The following is an 18,891-nucleotide window of genomic DNA, read 5'->3' as shown; positions in this document are numbered from 1 at the left end:
GATTAAGTTTTGATTTAGGAGTTCTGAGCGATCGCTACTTGATATCCTTTATTTATTTTCTCCACATTGAAGCAACTACAAGACTTTAAAAATTGAGTAAAGCTACCTTCTAAATTTAATTGTTTAATAATTTCAGTGATTGGCTGATTGTACTTTTTATGAAATTCTGCTCCTAAAGTTTCTAGGGGAATATATTTTTTTAAAGATTCAGACGCTAGACTATTTAACATATTTAATAACACTTGTTCCAGCTCAAGACAGGATGTGATTTTAGATAAAGAAGCGTGAGCGATCGCTACCTGATAACCTTGCCCATTTTTCTCAACTTTTAACTTAGAACATGACTGTAAAAACTGGGTGAAATTAGTACCGGATTTTAGTTTTTTAAGTAATGCAGTCGGGGATTCACCATACACTTTACTGAATTCTCCACCCAGCGGTCCTATTAATATTTTTGCATCTAAAGATTGGGCTTGCATTGCCCGAATAATATTTAAAACTGCATTTTCTAGTTCTGTTAGAGAAGTAATAGTAGATAAAGCTTGAAGTTTATCGTCTGATTGCTGTTCAAGTTTAGAATTTTCTGGCGCTTTTTGGGGTTCAACTAAAGTCTGATTCCCGGCTTGAGTTTTATCAGTTTTTAACTCAGGCTCTTGTTTAGTCGTTTTGGTCACTTGACCGACTTTAAATAGAGTTATATATACCTCAGAAGTTTCGGGGAGTTGATGTACTACAAAATCTGAGGGTTTATCTATGAAAATATCTTTATCAGTCTTACCGGGACTATAATTATCAACAACTTGATTGATAGTAATTTCGTACTTTTCGTAAAATAGCTGAGATAGGGTAGATAACTTTACCCACTGAATTTTAGCCCGTTCTTGTTCTTCGACAAGCAACGTTTTTAAATAACTAATACATTGCATTAATGGTGGAATAACGGGTAAGTGTTTAGGCGTATAAGTTTCAATTTCACCTGTTTTATAGTTAGATACAGTTATATTAGAACCGTGTCGAAAAACCCGATATACCGTTAACCCGTATTTCTGAAGATGGTTGCAAAGATTGGTCATCACCGTATCTGATGAACAAACTAAGACTTCCTTACCTTTTGGGTAGTGTTCCCGGATTGATAAGCCAACTGCTATCATTTTTCCATCAGCGTTATCTCTACCAGCAGGAACGTGAATTAAATCATAGCCGCGTTCATGCAATTCCGCATCTAATTTACCCATGCGCCGCCAATTGGCAAAGGCAATTTTAACTTGGATAAAGTAAGTACAGACGGTTGTTAAAAATTTTTCTGTTTCGGTATCGAGTTGTAAGTTTTCGGCATCCAAAAGCAAAATCGCGATATGTTGCTCTGGAATCAGCACTCGTGGCGCTTCTGCTGGATGTGAAAAGGCTGAGCCATTTCTGGGAGCTATTTCAGATGATGAATCGATTAAGATACGAAGTTTTTCTATTAATTTACTAGATATCGGTAATTCTAAACATTGAGGAGTTAAGATTAATCGCAGTAACTTTTGTACTGTTTTAATTAGTGTGTCTCTATCAGGTGCTTTGTTGAATTCTGTTTGCAATTTTAAGAGGAAGGAGGATTGGTAAGGAGCATCACTCCAGGGAACATTCCGGTACTTTTCAGTTAATAATTTTGGCTGCTGTTGCTGAATGAAAATAATGGATTGATAGATACAGAAGCTAATTTCATTAATAACAGCAGAATCATTGACCGAAGCCACACGAACGTTATCTGGCATAGTTTTTTTGGGTTATATTCAGGCGGCGTATCCCTAAAGTCTCTAGGGAGCGCTCTTAGGTTTAGGATTCCCCTCATAATAAAAGAAAGTGCTTTATACTTCTTAATCTTTACTATGGCAAGAGACTTGCGGGGATTCATCAAGCTACTGGAAGAACGAGGGCAGTTACGGAGAATCGATGCCCTAGTTGACCCAGATATGGAAATTGCTGAGATTTCTAACCGGATGTTACAACGCGGTGGCCCTGGGCTGCTATTTGAAAATGTAAAAGGGTCAGCTTATCCGGTAGCGGTGAACCTGATGGGTACAGTTGAACGGATTTGCTGGGCGATGAATATGCAGCATCCGTTGGAGTTGGAGGAACTGGGCAAAAAGCTGAGTATGTTGCAACAGCCGAAGCCACCGAAGAAGATTTCTCAGGCGGTGGAGTTTGGCAAGGTGCTATTTGATGTGCTGAAGGCGAAACCGGGGCGCGATTTTTTCCCAGCCTGTCAGCAAGTGGTTATCCAAGGTGATGATCTGGATCTGAACCAATTGCCGTTAATTCGTCCTTATTCTGGGGATGCTGGGAAGATAATCACGCTAGGGCTGGTCATTACCAAGGATTGCGAGACGGGTACGCCGAATGTGGGCGTTTACCGGCTGCAACTGCAATCGCACAACACGATGACGGTGCATTGGCTATCGGTACGGGGTGGTGCGAGACATCTACGCAAGGCGGCGGAACAGGGGAAAAAGTTGGAGGTGGCGATCGCACTCGGTGTTGACCCTCTGATCATCATGGCTGCGGCAACGCCGATTCCAGTCGATTTATCAGAATGGCTGTTTGCCGGACTCTACGGCGGTTCTGGGGTGCAGTTGGCGAAGTGTAAGACGGTAGATTTAGAAGTGCCAGCCGACTCGGAATTTGTCCTAGAGGGCACGATTACACCGGGGGAAGTGCTGTCAGATGGCCCTTTTGGCGATCACATGGGTTATTACGGCGGTGTCGAGGATTCGCCATTGATTCGCTTCCAGTGTATGACGCACCGCAAAGACCCAATATATATGACAACTTTTAGCGGTCGTCCACCAAAAGAAGAAGCGATGATGGCGATCGCGCTAAACCGCATCTACACGCCGATTTTGCGGCAACAAGTGTCAGAAATTGTTGATTTCTTCCTCCCAATGGAGGCGTTGAGTTATAAAGCGGCGATTATTTCCATTGATAAGGCATATCCGGGTCAGGCGCGACGTGCAGCCTTAGCTTTTTGGAGTGCGTTACCTCAGTTTACTTACACCAAGTTTGTGATTGTGGTAGATAAAGACATTAACATCCGCGATCCGCGTCAAGTGGTGTGGGCAATTAGTTCTAAAGTTGACCCCGTGCGTGATGTTTTCATTTTGCCGAATACGCCTTTTGATACTTTGGATTTCGCCAGCGAAAAAATTGGTTTAGGCGGACGCATGGGAATTGATGCGACTACGAAAATTCCTCCTGAAACCGAACATGAATGGGGCGAACCTTTGGAATCCGATCCAGATGTGGCGGCGATGGTGGAACGACGCTGGGCAGAGTATGGTTTAGCCGACTTGCAATTAGGAGAAGTTGATCCGAAATTGTTTGGCTACGATATGAAGTAATTGTTTGGCACCAGCACCAATGCTGGTGTTAAATAATCGGGAGAATTATGGCTAAAAAGGCGAACAAGACAGCATCAAAGCTAACCGTAGGATTAGCGCTAGCTAGCATGAGCTGGGTTATCAATACTGGCACGGCTAATCTTAGCGTATTAGCGCAACCAGTTAATGAAAAAAAATGCGATATTTCTGCCGTCGTCATAGACAAAGATCCGCAAGGTTTAAATGTGCGTAGCGGCCCAAATAGTAATAGTCGAATCTTGGGAAAAATCCCCGCATACGAGTCAGTTGAAGTCATCGCTTCCTCTGGAAATTGGGTAAAAATTACGAATGCTTATAGAGAAATTGGCGGCTTTCAGGGAACTGGCTGGGTGTTTTTGCCCATGTTAGGCACGTCAACGAGGGGCTATGAAACGAATGGCGTTAATCTTTATGCTAGTCCCAGTCAGCAAAGCCGAAAAATTGCACGAGTTCCACGTAGAACCGATGTTAAATTAATAGGCTGTCAGGGACAATGGGCGCAGATTGAATATCGAGGTGTTAAGGGTTGGCTGAAAAGTGACGAGCAATGTGGTGTAGGCACAACCTGTTCTTAATTGTTTCGCGGGGTTCAATAGATTAGGTTTATGAGCTAGTGCGATCGCTATCAGACGCAGATGCGACTTGGGCTGATAAATTGTTGCGATCGCAAGCTTTACGGTAGTTCAAGCTTGAAGAGGCGTGTAGGAGGAAGTCTGAGGCGATCGCGATCGCCTGCTGTGTCTTTTCTATCGCTTAAGTAAATTTTATTGAGAATAGACCCACGAAGCCCCAAGGTTGACTGCCTTGGGGTTTTGCTTTAGCAATTACAGGCGATCGCATATCCCAAACGGCTTACAGACGCAAGTAGGCAGTTGAACACTTGAATTTGTAATCCATCTTAAAGCTCAGAGTTCTGAGTTTTAAGATGACACGAAATCACGAAGATTGCATTACCCTTCTTGAACAAATTCGCTGGGGTGGAAAGCCAAAGTGTCCCTACTGCGAATCGAAAAATGCTACAGCAATGAAAAATCAACGCAGATACCACTGTAATACTTGCTTTACTTCATATAGCGTTACAGTTGGCACTCTTTTCCACAAAACTTATGTAGACTTACAGAAATGGTTTCTAGCGATTACCCTTATACTGAATTCACCAAAAAGTATTACTGTGCGTCAGCTCGCAAAGGAGATTGAGGTCAACAAAAACACAGCAGCGTATATGCTAACACGTATACGCAAGGCAATGGTAGAGAACCCTAAACTCCTACAAAAGATTGTGGAGATGGATAAGCTTTAGAGCATCGAAAAAACTCTAAAATCCCAAAACAAATCTACTGGTAGTGCTCTAAGTGAGTTTATTGCCAGTAGACAATATTAGTTTAGTCAAGTGATCCCAAGTATTTCTCCAGATAGGAGTGTTATTGTGGCACGGTCTACAGTGTTTTCTACGGCAGTAGTTGCTGGATTAATATATTTGATTTGTAGTCTAGCGATAACTTTTGCTGCATACATTAGTTGCAAATGCATTAATGGAGGTTTTGATTCCGGATTTATGGGCACTATAGTTGCTGTAATTGCAATTCCTATACCTTTTTTAGTTCCTCCATTGGTTGGTAACTTAACAAAAGAAGTAAACAAAAAAGTAGAGAAAGAAGTTAGAAATCACTTGTTGCCTGAAATAAAACAACAGTTAGATTATGTAAAAAATAGTCTAAATGCTTTGGATGCCTCTAAAGTAAATGTAGCCGATTTTAATAATAAATTAGACCAAACCGTAAACGATATAGAAGTCTACTTTAGAAGCTATGATGCTTCTCAAAAAGCTGAAAAATGGTTAACTGACATTAGACAGCGTCAACTACTAGCTTTGAGAGTTAGCAGCTCTACTTTAGATAAATGCAATTTACATAATGATTTGAAATATATACTTTGTGATGATATCTTTCAATGTCTGACTTGGCTCCATCTTTGCCTAAAGTATAATGTGCGGCGACCTGTAATAAAAGCCAATATGGTTAAAGCAATACCTGATAACATTAAACCTTATGAGGAGGCACTAAAAATTATTAAGGATAAAGCAGTAAAAAACCTACCTAAAGACGCATCTGAATTAACAGAATATTATATTGATATTCTGCTGAATCAACTAAAGAGCTAGAGGGATTAATCAGATTAAGTAGTAGCATATTAAAAATATACTTATCAAAGTTTTTCCTTTTGGGTATGCCTAGGCAAAAAGCTATATCAATCACGTCGAAAAACACTGAATTTATCTATGAGTTCAATCAGTCGCCAACTCTGCTTTTGCGCCATCACATTCTGAGTTTCTTCGTCCCCTAAATTAATAACTTTTTCTTCATAATCTTTAAGTTCTTGTAAATCAGCTATTAATTTGTTTTCAAAGTGTCCTAATCGAGTAGTGATATCCAAATAAATAGTCGCGTCTAAGTGAACTATTTTTTGAGTTAAATCTGTCTTTAGATTATTGAATTCGCTTAAAGTAATTGATAGTGATTGTATTAGTTCTGATAAAGTTCTAACAGACATTTGTCTTTCTCTCTAATGATAGGAAAGCTTCTACTAAAATGCATGATATTTAGTAAATTTAATATAGTCACTATCTATGGCTGGGATATCATGACTCTTGGTCAACCTTCATCAAGGCTAAGCTCAGAAGGAGCTGAAGCTGCTCAAATGAGAAGCTGGCGCGATCGCTCTCCTTTGCCACAATAAAGAAAACTTTTACACAGAATATTCTTATGAGTACCCAAGTCACTCTTACCCTGCCAGATGAGGTTTACCGTAGAGCTGAGCGACTAGCACAACTGAGCAGCCGAGATGTCGCTGATGTCCTGGCAGATACAATTGAGCTTTCACTATCACCACTTGGTCTACAGTCGGAAGCAATTAAACCAGTATTAGCTTTATCTGATGATGAAGTGATGGCTTTAGCGCAGCTTCAGATGGAACCAGATCAAGACCAAAGTCTGAGTAGACTGTTGGACAGCCAACAAGCGGGGACACTTACACAAACACAACGTTCCGAGTTACTAGCGCTGATGCAGGTTTACGAAGAAGGCTTGTTATAGAAAGCCCAAGCAATGAGTGAAGCAGTACGACGCGGCTTGATGGAACCTTGTCGAACGAGAGGGCTTTCAAGATGGTCAACACTTTCATGATTGTCAGTTTTACATCAGCACTCAATCCCTGTGTGCCAACCAATTTCTAGCCGACACCATTGGACATTGGGGGATTGAAAACCGGCTCCATTGGGTTAGATGATGTTACCTTCGCTGAAGACTTTCCACCCCGACGCCGTGGCAATGCTCCGGTTAATTGGGCGATTTTACACAATTTTTTCATTACCATCGCCAGATTTCTTGGTTTCCGAACTATCCCTCAGGCGCAACGCGCTTTAGCCAATCAACTCTACCAAGTTTTTTCTCTTCTTGTATGAAACCACCCTGAAGCGAGGAGGGGCAGGGGTGGAGTTAAACTCCCCGTCTCCAGACGAGATTGATTGCGTCTGGAGACGATTCTCCGATTCATCCGCATCGTCTGGATAAATGGGCGATCGCTGCCACCAATGCTAATGGTTTCACTGGCTTAGCGACGTGTGTCTGAAAGCCAGCTTTGACAGCCCGCGAGCGATCTTCTTCTCTGGCATACGCTGTCAGAGCCAAAGCTGGAATTCCCTTTTGTTGTGCATCCAGCGCCCTAACTTTGCGGATAAAAGTATAGCCGTCCTCGTTCGGCATATCGATGTCGCTCACCAGGACATCCGGACGCCAATCCGAAGCATCGTCAGTTAAGACTGCCATTGCCTCTTTTGCGGATGCAACTGCCATCACTTCGCCTCCGTAGTGTTGCAAGATAACCGTCAGCAACTCACGGGCATCGGCTTCATCGTCCACTACCAGCGCTCGCAATCCGTTGAGTCCTGGAGGACACTCTGAGAGTCCTTCGTTGTCCCTGGTCCAGAATCCCTGCTCGATATCCTTTGGCTCGATGAGGACAGCGAGGATCGGCAGCTTCACTGTAAATGTCGCGCCTTTTCCTTCTCCCGGACTTTGGGCAGAGACGGTACCTCCGTGCAGTTCTATCAAGTGGCGGGCGACGGCTAACCCCAGTCCCAGTCCGCCGTATGACCGGGTGATGGAGCTATCAGCTTGACGGAAACGATCGAACACATAGGGGAGAAAGTCGGCAGCGATTCCCTGTCCGGTGTCGCTGACTTGAATCTCAACCCAAGAGTTGCTCCGCTCCAGCCGCACCTCGACTCGCCCCCGTTTGGGTGTAAACTTCACTGCATTCGACAGTAAATTCCATACAACTTGCTGCAAGCGGTCGGGATCGCCGCAGATTAACCCTGCGGAGGAATCAAGAAAAGACTCCAATCGAATCGACTTGGCACTAGCCGCCGGTTGGATGGTCGCGATCGCAGCTTCAATGACGGAGGATAGCTCCAGCGGACGGACATAAAGGCGAAATTTCCCCTGAATAATCCGCGAAACATCCAGCAAATCCTCAATTAGCTGTGTTTGCAACCGAGCATTACGCTCAATTGTCTCCATTGCCCGCACAATAATCGCTTCGTCAAGCTTCCGAGTCCGAAGCAACTGAGTCCATCCCAGCATTGAGTTGAGGGGGGTGCGAAGCTCGTGAGAGAGGGTTGCTAAAAACTCATCCTTCAGGCGGTTGGTTTCTTCAGCTGCCATTCTCGCCTGTTGTTCATAAACGAGCAGTTTTTCGCGCTCTTGTTCGGCTTGCTTGCGCTCGGTAATGTCTATACAAGAGCCGATATAACCGACAAAGCTCCCGCCTGGAGTCAGCCGGGGAACGCCTCGATCGAAAACCCAGCGATACTCGCCATCAAAGCGCCTCAGGCGGTATTCCATTTCAAAATTTTCGCGGGCATCAAAGGCAGTGCGGTATGTTTCTACACACTGCTGAAGATCGTCAGGATGGAGGCTTTGCGTCCACCCCATGCCGATTGATTCTTCTAAAGTCCTGCCAGTAAAGTCGAGCCAGCCTTTATTAAAATAATTACAAGTTTTGTCGCAATCGCACATCCACAACATCACGGGAGCCATATCTGCCATCAGGCGAAATCGTTGTTCGCTTTCCCGCAGCGACTCCTGCGATCGCTGGCGCTCGGTAATGTCGCGGTAAGCGATCGCGATACCCGCTACACTCTTCACATCTAGTAAATTATTGGCGATCGCTTCAAAATCTCGCCAAGAGCCATCGACTTTCTGGATGCGAAACTGTGCGGTAATTTTGCTAGTTGGAGAGTTGCTAGTTGGAGAATTCAGTGCAGCTGCTAATAGTTTCTCTGCCTGAGAGCGATCGCTCGGATGAACAATTTCAATTGCTTTTTTCGAGAGCCAATTTTCCGGTTCGTAGCCCAAAATCGATTGAATGGAGGCACTGGTGTAGCGAATTGTGCCATCAGCTGCAACAATCACAAGAATGTCAGAGGCATTCTGCGCTAAAGCCCGGAACCGCTCTTCACTTTCCCGCAGTGCCTCTGCTCTGGCAAGCTCAATTTTCAGCCGTCGATCGAAGACAGAACCCAGCAGCGCTAGCGCTAGCACGATCGTCGTGGCAATTCCAATTTCAACTGCCAGCCAAGAATTGTCCATAATCAAGGACAACTCCATCCCGGAGGGATTGGTTGATTGATAGCTTACCGCTGCCATCCCGGTATAGTGCATCCCTGCGATCGCGCATCCCATGACAATCGCGCTGCCGATCTTTCGCAAGTTCCCGGTTAATGTCGCCGCTGTACGCAGATGAAAAGCTAACCACAAGGCGAGCCAGGAAGCACTAATGGCGATCGCCATCGAAACTGCTACCAGTCTAAGGTCATAGGTAACGGTCGCTTCTAACCGCATCCCCGCCATGCCTGTATAGTGCATCGCGGCAATGCCACAGCCCATGAAAATGCCACCCGCGAGTAATCTTCGCCAACCCATTTGTTCGCGGCTAACGATATACAAAGCTGCGCCGGAAGCGATCGCTGCGACTCCCATCGAAACCAAGACGGTGGGGAAATCGTAAGCCATTGAGATTGGCAGGCAATAGGCGAGCATTCCGATAAAATGCATCGACCAAATGCCACTTCCCATCGCGATTGCACCTCCCGCTAGCCACAGCTTCCGCCCACGTCCTTGAGCCGCCGTGACTCGTCCCGCTAAATCCAGCGCCGTGTAGGAAGCGGCGATCGCGATCGCCATCGAAAGCACAACCAGACGTAAATCGTAGGTTGCTATCATCTCTTGGGCTGCATCATTGATTCCCTTCATCTCTATACTGAACGCTGAGATTGTGGTGGCAGTCGCAATTTCTCACGATCGGATTGCCTGATTCAAGTGTTTAAATTTTATCGGAGCAGCGGTTGAAAACTGTTTAACCTTCAGGAATAGCCTGAGTATATCTTCCTATGAGTTAATCTTATGGAAATCGAGGAGAAGGAACAGAGAACGAGGTAGAATGCCCCTGCACCCCTACCCTTTTTACTTGTCCTTTTTCACCTGCCTTTTTTACTTCTGGCGTTCGCCATTTTTGCCAAACCGAGTTTCTTGTAACGTTGTGCCAATGCCTTGAATGATGCCGCGTCCAATTAAGCCAATGCCTCTGCCGATTACTTGCGTGAGGACGTAAACAACACCGCTACCTAGGAAGGCAACCGTTGAGCGCAGACGTGGCGCGATCGCATCTCTAGTTTCTAGCGCTAGCGTACAAGCGAGTTGGGCACCCCTGAGTTGCTGTAATTCATCAGTGCGGGGGGCATAAATAGAGATTTTTTTGATTCCAATGCCACCTAGCGCTAGCAGAAGATATCGGCTTTCAAAAATTGCGGTTGGCTCACCCACATATCTTTCTAAACGATATTTCCACGATAGATTGTTCCGAAATCGAGCAATTTCCCGCGATGAAATTAACCGTCTATCGTAAAAAATCTGCTTAATTGCTTCCACATCTGCAAAATAATTCAGCAGGGGTTGGACAACGCTATTGGCAATTTGAATTAATAAATTCTCCAAGATAACTTCTGCTCGATCCCGCGCTTCCGGTGTCCCAAAAGAGTAGGAAACATTATCAATCATCAGCGAAGTTTGAAAAAGCAAATAGTTGATGATTTCGACAACCAGAGGAATTTTATCTAGAAAAGATTGTTGAATAATTGTTGCATCCTGTAACAAGGTATTGACAATATCCACTTCAAGATTTCCGACTTGAATCGTGCAATATTTGCCAAAAAAATCAGTGGTAGACGCTTGCCACAAATCCCGCAGAATCAGCGAGTGCTTCAGAGCGATCGCTTCCGGCTGTAGCTGGGAAAAGCGCAGTTCCTCTAAGACATCCTCGAATTTACGCAAGATCAGGTAAAGCAATTCCCGTTTCTTTTCTTCCAGCAGAATATCAATTTCCAACGGAGAGCCAGTCAGATTCTTGAGTCCGAATTGAAGTTTATTTAAAGTAGCGTCTAGCAGGGGGCTGAGGATCGAGGATTCAGAAAGTGCTGAGGACTGAGTCGCGAGTGCTGAGTCTAACGAGGGATTATTTCTTCTCCTCGGTTCCGGGGTAGGGAGAGGAGTCCCACTGCGGCGATCGCGACTTCCCGATCTAGGTGGGTTGAGGAGGTCATTCGAGTTTTCCCCAGGGGGGTCAGTAAAACCCGTCCCTGCCACCTGATTTCTTGCGCCGGTCGTCGCCACAGGTAACAGCTGTTTGACCAGCCAACGGGCTGTCCGCAATTCTCGTCGCCGTCCCGTTAGGATGAACCAATCTAGTGTCGAAAGATTGGGGTTTTGTACCTGGTTTGTCACCTGGGCGATCGCGGTATCGATTTGCCGTAGTCCCGACTGACGGATTTGCCAGAGCAAGGATGAACGACTTTGTATGACATCTGAGGCTTCTACAGGCGCGTCGTTTTGCGTCTGTACGAGTTCTGACCAGTAAACTTCCCCAACGGCTACCTGACGAAGCGCTGGCACCAGAACCGAGAGATCGGTGCCTTTGGGGCAATAGCCCTCGACGCCTAGGGTTCTGGCTGCTATCAGTTCCTCTGGCGTGAGTCGTTGGCTGAGAAGGAATATCGGTAATTTCGGGAATTGCGTCTTTAATTCCTGGCACAGATGCAACCCGATCGATCCCCCCAAAGACAAGTTAGAGCGACCTAGGTTTAGTTCTAAAATCACCAGATTTGGAGCGTTGTCTGTACCAACTCCATCTGCCAGCGTCTGCAAAGCGTCAGCAACGCTATCCGCCTCGGCAACGACTTGTAGGTCGGGAAACGACGCCAAAGCGGTGCTAAGACCCAACCGAAAAATCGGGTCATCATCGATTAGCATCAACTTGAAGCGGCGAACAGTCCCAAGGGTATCCGCTACGCGATCGCTCATCAACAACCTCCTGCTTCACACCGCTTTCTCCCTGCTATAACAGATTACTCATTCCAGGGGCGATGCGAACAGAGCGCGATCGCGTACCTTGGAAGCGAGGATAACGCCTCGCGCAGAAAAAGTCAGTTCGCCACGCTTGTACTTTCCCTTGTATTTTCCACAGAGCGCGATCGCTGCTATCTAATTTTTTGGGAAATTTATCTTAAATCGTCCTATTTAATCTTCCCCTCTTTTTAGTTCGAGCTAAAGAAAAAGTTGTAGATTTTATAGTGGACAAGACCCACGAAATGTGATTAGGGCGGGCATTGCTCCCCCTGCTACTACAGAAACATCATCATCTAGTTCTTGTATTGAAAATTGAGTGGCTATTTCTATAGTCAGATATTTAGCAATTAGAAGCTCTAACTATAGAATTATGCTCAGACTCGACATCTCCTATAAGCTAACGAAGACATACAAAAGCTGGAAATCATTCAAAGCAAGAAGCTTTGGATGAATCATAAATAGGAGGCTTTCTAAGCCACAAACGGTGCATTTATGAGCATCTTGTGTTTTTGAAAGAGGAACTGACGCTGATGACAGCAAAATTTTTTAAGTCAACTATCAAATCCCTGAGCATTCTTTCTGCGGTTGCCTCGCTCCCGCTGCTCTTGAACGGGATGAGTGCAAACGCTGCCGGGATTAGTGCTTCTCAGATCAACCCTGAGATAAATGAAGTGCCCATCGATATGCACGGTGGGAGCTATGAACAGCCAACAAGACAAGCGCAGCTGATTCCCGATCCAACGGGGCGTAATGAAGGGCCAACTGTGCCCACTGAAAACACAGCGCCTGCAAAATTTAATCCCCTTGCCCGCTATTCTCCCTCACCCGCGCCGATGCTAAAAAGCGGTAGTCAGGGAGCAGTGGTGACAGAAGTTCAGACAGTATTAAAAGATCGAGGACTCTATAAAGGCGGAATTGACGGCGTGTATGGGTCGCAAACGCGCTCAGCCGTTATCGCCTTCCAGCAGTCGAGAAACTTACGCCCGGATGGGATCGTTGGCCCTCGGACTTGGGAAGCGATGATTGCAGCTTAAAGCAGATACAGAACGATGGGCACGCTCCTGCTGGAGAGTGCCAATAAAAGAGAAAATGCTGAAAAAGTCAGCAGCGAAACAAACAAAGGCTGCATACGCAGCCTTTGTTTGTTTAGCCCCAGGATGAGAGGCTGGGGGAATTATCCAAGCCTTGGGAAACTTTACTGTCCCTTCTCGGTGAGGGAGATCGACAGCGTCAATAATTCCCCTCCGGCTCACTATTCGTTTGAGATTCAGAGGAACTGTCTTCGATAGACTGCTGAAGTTCAGCTGCCTTTTGTCTTTCTATTAAAATGGCTTCTCGTTCAGATGCCCAACGAGCGATCGCTCCTTGCGCTTCTCGATACAGTGCCCGACCGTAGCGAATCCTAGAAGCCTTATTAATTGCCGCAGTGAGCCGCCCATTAGCCGCTAAAGCGTTCGCCTCGTTAAGAATCGGCGTATCTTCAGCGATTTGAATTTGTGTTACCCAATCGCTCAGCGATGCCTGTGCCTCAGAGTACAAAGCACGTCCAGGAGCGATTTTGGAGGCAGCTGCAACCGCCGCCTGGAGATTTCCCTGCTGAGCCAAACCTTTCGCTAAATCTAGGATCGGTCGGTCTTCCATCGTTTGGATAGCTTTCGTCCATTGGGCGATATAGGTTTGTGCCTCTATCCGCAAAGGCTGACCCAGCTTAATCCGGCTTCCCTCCTCAACCGCCGCCCTCAAACTTTCTAGAGTTCCCGGTGTTGCCAGCTGTTTGGATCGGGCAAGGGCGATTCGGTCTTGAATTTGTTGAATTTGCTTCCGCCAGTGGGCAATTTGAGTTTGGGCTTCGATGCGTCCAGGTCGTTTGGGCGCGATCGCTTGGGCTTGGCTAATCGCAAATTCAAATGCCAACGGTTGATCGAAGCTGGCTATTGTTTCGGCAAATTGCATTTGCAGCCGATCTTGTAAATTAGATTGCCAAAGCGCCTCGGTCACTCGTGCTTGCTGGCGAAGCGGACTTTTTGGGGAAATCTGACGCAGCGCCGCTTGCGCCTCTAGGAAGCTGAGGATTTTATTTTCCTGAGCAACTGCATAAGAACGACTCAGTTGAATCCAATCTTGAGCTTCCTTATAGACTGAAGTCTTCGGAGGAATCAGCTGGGCGGCGGTAATAGCACGGTCAAACTCTTCCTTCTCGAAATGCTCGGCAGTTATTTTTAGCAACTCCTGGCTCCAGAGATTGATTTCGGCTTTTGCCTTTGATTTGACATAGGTGTTGGGGTTCACCTTTCCTGCCAGGGCGATCGCTGGCGCGTATCCCTCAGGTGTCTTGGCTTCGGCAAATGTCTGCGCCTCTTCTAGCTGTTGCCAAGCTTTTTTTTCCTGACTCATCCGATCGATCAGTTTATCGAGTTGTTTTTGATCCCAGTAGCGGTTATCGAGACGAGACAAAGCTTGTATTTGCAAAGAAGCTTCAAACCACTTTTGTTCTTTTAAAGTTGCTAAGAATTTTTTGGTAATCTCCTCACCCTGCCGCCAATCCCCTTGCCATTGTTTCATTGCTGCTTGCACCTCTGGATACAGGGGGCTAGAGGAGGGAATTTGGCGGGCAATGGCGATCGCTCCCTTTAAATCTCCTTGGTCAATTTTCTGACGGGCGATCGCCAAGAGCGATCGCGACCAGTCTTCCATCAGCCGAGTCGCTTCTGGATACACCGGGTTATCGGGGGACAAGCTCTTGACGAACTTCATTGCCTCCACCAGCTGCTCTAACTTGCCCGACTGAGCCGCCTGCTGGGCGCAAGTCAACCGATCCATTTCCGGAGCCAAAGGCGACATATTTTTACAGTTAACTTGGGGAGGAATCGTTGCCAGCAAGAAGAAAGCCGCGAGTGCCGTCCCACCCAACCCGAAGATGATACTCAGCCACAACAGCCACCACTGCCAAATCTTATTTCGCCGTCTCAGCGGTGTCAGAGGCGGCTGCATCGCTGAGGCAGGGGCTTCAGTTTGCTCCGCATCCTCGTCCCGGAGCTTGGTGGCAGATGCGCTGGCATTCGAGACGACTCTAATTACCAGTTTGCGTCCCTGCCGTTGCCGCAATCGGTTTGCCGTGCGTACTTGAAATTCATGTAATTGTCTTTTCACTACCATCTCACTACCACTACCCTTGAGTCCTCGTTTTGCTGCTCCTGCTTGATGACATCGATCCGGAGCCGAATCGCCGTCAGCGTAAAGGGTCTAAAACTGATAATAAAAGCTTTAAGTTTGTAGGGGTAAAGCTTTTGTGAGTGAATTTAGAGATCGAGCTGATTTTTTGCACCCGTGCTTCGCCCTTACATAAGTTATCCTGAAATTCAACTCAATTAGGGATGATGAAAAACAGCTTCTACCCCATTCATCACGATTGGTCGGCACACCAGCCGCCTACACTCCCGATAACATGACTAATAAGTGGCATATTGAGTTATTTCCTAGAATTGAGGTGGGATGAGCCTTAGCATTCGGCATTGGCTGGCGGAACGCAACATTGAACTGGCAACCTTGAGGCACCCAGGCACTCAGATTGCCGGGATTGCCTTTCGCATTGTCCGGGATATGGAACTCAAGAGCCTGACACCTTTTGATATTAGTGTCTTAGCGGAAGTCTTAGAACTACCTTTGAGAGCAGCTTGGGAAGTGGCAGGCGTAGCTTCCCAACTTTGTGTGGGGTTGCTGCGTATCCTGAGTCAAAAAAAGCCCCTGAAGCGCAACGAAGGAACCTGGCTAACTTTCCAAGTTGCTTACCTGAACGCCTTACAAGGAATTTTAGAACAAGAATCTCAACTGAGAAGACCGTGGTTGTCTCGTGCAGGCGTCCCAGGCGAGTCAGAAGACTTGTACGGGCAGGTCTGGGATGCGCCCCTTTCCGATCCCCAGTTGCAAGCCTTACTGAAAACTTTGCGTCCCGGACGCCTCACCGATAGTCAGGCAGAACAAGCGCTGAGTATGGTGGGCGACTCCTTTCTCGTGCAGCAGATGAATAGTACGGGCATTGCCTGGTTGATCGCTAATGGTGCCGAGGAAACAGAAGCCAAGCTAATCGCCCAACGCCTGGTTCACGGACTCCCAGGATATTTACTTGCCGCGATCGCTGAAAATGCCTTGCCGCTGGCACAATTACAGAAATTTGTCCAGCTAGGGAATTTATCAACTTGGCAGGATACTCCTGGTGCGGGAAACCCGGAGCGGAAGCGTTCTGGGTTCTCCACCACTTTGAATTTTGAGCCAAATCAAAACTCAGACTTAAACACGCCACAATTTTCGCTGAACCTCGAACGAGAACGCTATCGAGCCAGCCTTCTACAATCTTTGAGCGAACCGTTACTGGCAGAACCTTTTGCCCTAAAGGATTTATACGTCCCCTTGAAGGGAGTGCTGCTCGAAGAAAGCTCCACCCGGTTAGAGACGAAAAATCCCAAGTCAGATCCGACCACGACACCGCTTGCCGCTAACGCCGTACCTGCGAAACCCGTGGATTTAATGGAGTGGGTCACGGCTCAACTCAATGATACGAGCAGCATTGCGGCGATCGAGAGTCTTCCGGGCACGGGCAAGACCAGTTTTTGCCAAATATTGGCATCGACCGTTGCTCAGGAGCTTTACCCTAGATGGATGCCAGCGTTTATCCGACTCAAGGACGCTACCTTGGGGCAAACTTTGGAGCAAACCCTGAACTCTGCCTTCCCTTGGGGCAGATTTACAGATGCAGATGGTTGGCTTTCACCAATGCATCCTCCTTGCTTGTTGATTCTGGATGGCTTGGATGAATTGCCCCGCTCAAGCCACGCAGGGCGTCATTACCATGCCTTCCTGAACCAGCTGATGCAGTTTCAAGGGGAAGCAATGGCGTCTTTTGAGGGCACGCCCCGCCACAAGATTATTCTGACCAGCCGGACAACTGGAAGAGAAGGAGAATATTTCGATCTTGCCTCTACTCTGATACCTTTGCCTCACGATTTGCGGCGGCGGATTGCAATTCAGCCAATGGAACACGAGGAGTTCCGGGAGTGGTTCAAGCAGTGGTCGAAACTGCAATCGAAAGCGATCGCTCAAGGATATTTCGCCTTTGTCAAAGAAAGAGGCGGCTTTTCGACTCGTCCCGTTGGCACCCCAGGCGCTGCTAACGTACTCGCCGCCCTCGTCCGCAAGCCTTTGATGCTCTATCTACTGGGTATCTTGCATCGAGATGGACTGCTCAACGACACGATCTTTCACCTGACATTACCCCAAGCGAAGTTTGAAATTTACGACCGGATTTGCCGCTGGCTTTTGGCATACCCCGAAGCTGGCAGCGGTTCCATGCCTTTTGTGATTCGGGAAGGTCTGGCTCATGCTTACCGCAGCAATGATGCGATCGCTCATCTCCTGCAAAACCGACGCCCCCAAGACCTACGCCACCAGATGCAAGTGGCGGCACTGACCATTCTGCAAACAGGTCGCCATCAAGCCCCCCAATCCGCTGTAGAGGCAACCTTTACCAGAATGGCGACGGAGGCGCACACACCGATAAACCCCCGCTTACAGCCGTCAGATGACACCCTGCCAGCCTTTTTCTTCCACACTCATCACTCAGCGATCGAGTTTTCTCACCGCAACCTGGGAGAATATCTCTGCGCTGAAGAAATTGCCGCTCAGATGCAAGCCCTCACCCAGCCAGTCCAAGATACCTACGGTGAATTCACCTTTGCGATCCACTCGCCGATCAATGTAGCCCAGTATCTTTATCAATTACTGGGTTATGGCGTATTGTCAGTTGAAATCGAAGACATGGTAATTGAGCGACTGCGGCGGATTTTTGAGCGCAACCCGGCTCAGTTTAGCTTCAATGTTTTGTTTGAACGCCTCTATCGGTTTTACCGCACCTACTGTCGAGGTCGCTGGCTAGATGAAGGAATTGCCCACCAGTGTCACACCCAGTTGCAGGCGTTGCACAACCCCTTAAAAATCTTGCAAATCGATGCCGCCGTTGGGCTGAATGTCTTCTTGTTGCTCAGTGCGATCGCAAAGCAGATGCGCGAAGCACATCTCGGTCATCGGGCAACGCAGATTTCTTTCTGGCCTTGCGGCAACCCCGACCTGCCATCTGAATTTGACGCCGAAGCACTGCTGACTTTAATAGGTCGCACTGTTGTCCTATCTCCCACCGCCTTTTGGCAGAGGGCGCGGCACAGCCTCAGTCAATTACAGCTACGCTCTGCCTGTTTGAATCATGCTCTGTTAGCAGAGGCTAACCTCTGGCAAACCAATCTGTTAGCGGCTGAGCTAGCAGGAGCCAATTTAGCAGGTGCCAACCTCCAGCAAGCTAATTTGTCTTGGGCGAATCTCTCCGGTGCTGACTTATCAGGAGCCAATCTTGCTGGAGCAAGGCTTGAAGGGGCAAACTTAACTGGCGCTAACCTGCAAAGAACCAATCTTACGTTAGCGAACATCACTCATGCCTGTCTGTTTCAAGCCCAGTTAGATGACCAGAACCACTACTTTGCCCGGAAAAATGGTGCCCTATTTTCCTTGGAAGAGTTCCAGGCATACATTCAAAGATTACCCCGTCTCAAACAGGCTGGAAGCGCTCAGGACAAAGGCAGTGCAGATTCTGAACCTACAGTGTTTCTGATAGAAAGTGCCGAAGGAGAACCGATGTTGCCAGAAGCACCTACGGAGGACGAAGACGATGAAACGGTGATTGCAGAAACTTCTTCTACCCTAGGGGAACCCTTAGCATTCCAAGAAGCTCCGAAGGTAGATTCCCAATACGATGATGAGACGGCGCTAGTAGAAAACCCTCAACTAAGCAATTAGCTGTTGAGGGTGTTAAAAACTCTAGAACCCTATGAAGTATTCGTTAGGTTTCGCTAACGCCCAATTCCACTTACTAGCGCTAGTGGGTTTATTTGTAAATGTTAGGTAAAGGAAATTTGGAGCAGCGATTTAATCTCCAGTTTTCCCACCCTCAGTTAGCCCACTTAATCAAACTAGACAGCCTGCTACAA

Annotated in this window: 13 protein-coding genes; 7 read left to right on the top strand and 6 right to left on the bottom strand. The window is 47.1% G+C overall.

Going from position 1 to position 18,891, the window contains the following annotated elements; genetic code table 11:
- Window positions 1-14: 14 nt before the first annotated feature.
- Entirely contained in the window at window positions 15-1,760 is a 1,746-nt protein-coding gene (locus tag NDA06_RS06560) for an NYN domain-containing protein (protein WP_190985567.1), read from the bottom strand.
- Window positions 1,761-1,874: 114 nt separating this feature from the next.
- Between NDA06_RS06560 and NDA06_RS06555 the strand changes: the two genes are divergently transcribed.
- The 4 genes from NDA06_RS06555 to NDA06_RS06540 all read left to right on the top strand — a co-directional run bounded on the left by NDA06_RS06555 (window position 1,875) and on the right by NDA06_RS06540 (window position 5,562).
- Window positions 1,875-3,383, top strand: coding sequence for a UbiD family decarboxylase (locus NDA06_RS06555; protein ID WP_190428905.1), 1,509 nt, complete (start codon window positions 1,875-1,877; stop codon window positions 3,381-3,383).
- Window positions 3,384-3,430: 47 nt separating this feature from the next.
- Window positions 3,431-3,976 (top strand): SH3 domain-containing protein, encoded by a 546-nt coding sequence (locus NDA06_RS06550; RefSeq protein ID WP_190526792.1) that lies wholly within the window; start codon window positions 3,431-3,433, stop codon window positions 3,974-3,976.
- Window positions 3,977-4,326: 350 nt separating this feature from the next.
- Entirely contained in the window at window positions 4,327-4,701 is a 375-nt protein-coding gene (locus NDA06_RS06545; protein WP_190678350.1) for a transposase, read from the top strand.
- Between the two features lie 126 nt (window positions 4,702-4,827).
- The gene (locus tag NDA06_RS06540; RefSeq protein ID WP_190678351.1) at window positions 4,828-5,562 is read left to right on the top strand and encodes a hypothetical protein; all 735 of its coding nucleotides are present in this window, start codon (window positions 4,828-4,830) and stop codon (window positions 5,560-5,562) included.
- An 86-nt stretch (window positions 5,563-5,648) separates the two neighbouring features.
- On the opposite strand, the gene NDA06_RS06535 is transcribed toward NDA06_RS06540, so the two are convergent.
- Window positions 5,649-5,951, bottom strand: coding sequence for a hypothetical protein (locus NDA06_RS06535; protein ID WP_190678352.1), 303 nt, complete (start codon window positions 5,949-5,951; stop codon window positions 5,649-5,651).
- A gap of 212 nt (window positions 5,952-6,163) precedes the next feature.
- On the opposite strand from NDA06_RS06535, the gene NDA06_RS06530 reads away from it, so the two are divergent.
- Window positions 6,164-6,493: a hypothetical protein gene (locus NDA06_RS06530; protein WP_190678353.1), complete on the top strand. Its 330-nt coding sequence runs from the start codon at window positions 6,164-6,166 to the stop codon at window positions 6,491-6,493.
- A 136-nt stretch (window positions 6,494-6,629) separates the two neighbouring features.
- Here the strand turns inward: NDA06_RS06530 and NDA06_RS06525 are convergent, their stop codons facing one another.
- From NDA06_RS06525 to NDA06_RS06515, 3 genes are all read right to left on the bottom strand, one after another.
- Window positions 6,630-6,773, bottom strand: coding sequence for a hypothetical protein (locus tag NDA06_RS06525; RefSeq protein ID WP_348251696.1), 144 nt, complete (start codon window positions 6,771-6,773; stop codon window positions 6,630-6,632).
- Between the two features lie 176 nt (window positions 6,774-6,949).
- Complete coding sequence (locus tag NDA06_RS06520) at window positions 6,950-9,712, bottom strand: MHYT domain-containing protein (protein ID WP_348251695.1); 2,763 nt, start codon at window positions 9,710-9,712, stop codon at window positions 6,950-6,952.
- A gap of 237 nt (window positions 9,713-9,949) precedes the next feature.
- Window positions 9,950-11,815, bottom strand: a complete 1,866-nt coding sequence (locus NDA06_RS06515) for a DUF3685 domain-containing protein (protein ID WP_190986598.1) — start codon at window positions 11,813-11,815, stop codon at window positions 9,950-9,952.
- Between the two features lie 575 nt (window positions 11,816-12,390).
- On the opposite strand from NDA06_RS06515, the gene NDA06_RS06510 reads away from it, so the two are divergent.
- Window positions 12,391-12,894: a peptidoglycan-binding domain-containing protein gene (locus NDA06_RS06510; protein ID WP_190986597.1), complete on the top strand. Its 504-nt coding sequence runs from the start codon at window positions 12,391-12,393 to the stop codon at window positions 12,892-12,894.
- Window positions 12,895-13,090: 196 nt separating this feature from the next.
- Here the strand turns inward: NDA06_RS06510 and NDA06_RS06505 are convergent, their stop codons facing one another.
- Complete coding sequence (locus tag NDA06_RS06505; RefSeq protein WP_348251694.1) at window positions 13,091-15,016, bottom strand: hypothetical protein; 1,926 nt, start codon at window positions 15,014-15,016, stop codon at window positions 13,091-13,093.
- 336 nt (window positions 15,017-15,352) lie between these two features.
- On the opposite strand from NDA06_RS06505, the gene NDA06_RS06500 reads away from it, so the two are divergent.
- A complete protein-coding gene (locus NDA06_RS06500; protein WP_190986595.1) occupies window positions 15,353-18,700 on the top strand; it encodes a pentapeptide repeat-containing protein in 3,348 nt (1,115 codons plus the stop codon).
- Window positions 18,701-18,891 lie beyond the last annotated feature (191 nt).

The sequence above is a fragment of the Trichocoleus sp. ST-U1 genome (assembly GCF_039961835.1).
Classification (GTDB): domain Bacteria; phylum Cyanobacteriota; class Cyanobacteriia; order Cyanobacteriales; family FACHB-T130; genus FACHB-T130.
The sequence above is the reverse complement of the archived record's forward strand: the minus strand, read 5'-3'. Positions and strand labels throughout refer to the sequence as shown.